This window comes from Corynebacterium sp. ACRPF (genome assembly GCF_022347395.1).
GTDB classification, from domain to species: Bacteria; Actinomycetota; Actinomycetes; order Mycobacteriales; family Mycobacteriaceae; genus Corynebacterium; species Corynebacterium tuberculostearicum_D.
In genome coordinates this window covers 1-2,253 of the sequence record NZ_JAKRNB010000034.1, presented here as the reverse complement: position 1 = coordinate 2,253, position 2,253 = coordinate 1, and the positions used below count along the sequence as shown (strand labels likewise).

Sequence of the window (2,253 nt, the reverse complement as noted above, 5' to 3'; positions counted from 1 at the left end):
CGGTTGATGAGAATACCGGTGAGGTTACTGTTCCGGTTTCGGAGGATGCTGAGCCGGGTGACAAGATTACTGTTCCGGTTGATGTGACCCACCCGGATGGTTCTACGGGCACCGTTGATGTAACTGTCACTGTCGATGATCCGGATAAGTTCCAGCCTGAGTATGGGGATGGTTCTGGTAAGCCGGGTGAGGATGTGACGGTTCCGGCTCCGACCATTAAGGACGAGGACGGTAATGACACCGAGGTGCCGGAGGATACTAAGTTCACTCCGGGTGAGGGTGCTCCGGATGGTGTGACGGTTGATGAGAATACCGGTGAGGTTACTGTTCCGGTTTCGGAGGATGCCGAGCCGGGTGACAAGATTACTGTTCCGGTTGATGTGACCCACCCGGATGGTTCTACGGACACCGTTGATGTGACTGTCACTGTCGACGATCCGGACACGAACGAGCCGGATTGGAAAGATTCCAAGACGACTCCGGATGAGCCAGTTGAAATTGACAAGGATTCTAATTCCGGTGACGTTCAGCCTGGCACTACCGTAGAGGTCACTGATGGTCCAGGTACCGCTGAGATTGATGAAGACGGCAAGATCACTGTGAAGCCGAATGAGGATGCTAAGCCTGGCGACAAGATTGTTGTTGAGGTTAAGGATCCTGAGGGCAAGGTGATTGACACTGTTGAGATCGCCATCGAAGAGAAGGATGAGTCTGGTTCCAGCATTACTGATGGCTCCAGCATCCTGGATGGTTCTTCCAATGTTGATTGGGAGCGCTGTGCTCCGGCTGCTGCGGGCCTTGGCTTGCCGCTGCTGTTCCTGCTGCCGATTGGTCTGGCTTCCCAGATGAATATCCCGGGCTTCTCCCCGCTGGTAAAGCAGGTTTCTGCTCAGATTGATGGCATCAACCGTCAGCTGGGTCAGAAGAATGCTGCACTGCAGAAGCAGCTGGGTATTTTCAATGGCCCGCTTGCAAAGCAGGCTAGCCAGATTGACCTGATGCTGAAGAAGGTTAGCCCAGAGGCTGGCCGCATTGGTGGCGGAATTGCTCTGGCTGCGGCTGGCGCACTGGCACTGGGATTGCTTATCAACTCCTGTGCTCCGGGCGCTGGTTCCTCCAGCTCTTCCGGCTCCTCTAAGTAATCGGTTCCGTGTGGGGCCTTGGCCCCACACTTCCGCGCCAAGGGGAGGGCGTTAGCTTCCCGTCTACTAGGGAATGAGATGCTGCCGGAGCCGGGGTGTGGCTATTCACGATAAGCACATCGAGATCATCATCCGCCAGATGCTGCGCCGTGGCACCGTCATCGATGCTGGTACCACGGACTTGCTGCCGGGTAACCTCATTGACCTTTCTGAGGCTAAGCAGCTCAATGCTGCCCAGGTTGCAGAGGGCGGCGAGCCGGCTCAGCTGCGTTCGGAGATCATGGGTATTACCAAGGCTTCCTTGGCTACCGAGTCCTGGTTGTCTGCTGCATCGTTCCAGGAGACCACGCGTGTGCTTACCGACGCCGCTATTAATAAGCGCTCCGATAAGCTCATCGGCCTCAAGGAGAATGTCATCATCGGTAAGCTGATCCCGGCTGGTACCGGTATTTCCCGTTACCGCAATATCTCCGTTAAGCCGACCGAGGCTGCGCGCAACGCTGCATACTCGATTCCGACTTATGGCGATTCCATCTACGGCGATGACGGCTTCGGTGAATTCACCGGTGCTTCCGTCCCGCTGGATGAGGACTTCACCTTCTAGGTAAGAGCGAGGGCAGGAACGCCGTAAATGCTGCCCCAACAAGAAGCGTGTCTGGATTCCCAGACACGCTTTTTTCATGTCCACAACAGAGACAGATAAAGGACAATACGTTGATTTCCAAGAGTCAAATGTAGGTGACTTATCACATACTTAGCTTGGGTGTAAAAGCTTAAACCGAGCCGACTAGGAACTTTACCGAAAGCTGTGAATGTATACAACGTTAACCGGCGATAATAATGTATTTAAATGACGTCGTAGCTTGCGGTATCCAGCGGAATTCAATAATATGACAGGGGTTAAGTAGCAGAATGTGTGTCCGCTCGGCGTGTCGCGGGCGGGTACACGGTTAGTTACTTCATGGGGCCTTTTCTGATTCCTATCGAGTGCTTGATTTCTAGCGGTCGTGGAAACACCTGACATGGGTTGGGTGATTGTGTGGAGTCGAAATGGGTTCCGGATTCTGTTGTCGTGGCGCGGTTTGCGTCGTTGGTTCGGGCTGGTAGTTCA

1 protein-coding gene and 1 pseudogene are annotated in these 2,253 nt (G+C 54.2%); both read left to right on the top strand.

Going from position 1 to position 2,253, the window contains the following annotated elements; all coding sequences use genetic code 11:
- A partial coding sequence (locus tag MHX61_RS11180) for a YPDG domain-containing protein (protein ID WP_239194931.1) occupies window positions 1-1,142 on the top strand: 1,142 nt, incomplete at its 5' end.
- An 85-nt stretch (window positions 1,143-1,227) separates the two neighbouring features.
- Window positions 1,228-1,746: pseudogene (locus MHX61_RS11175) on the top strand (DNA-directed RNA polymerase subunit beta'); the annotation flags it as partial.
- Window positions 1,747-2,253: the final 507 nt, after the last annotated feature.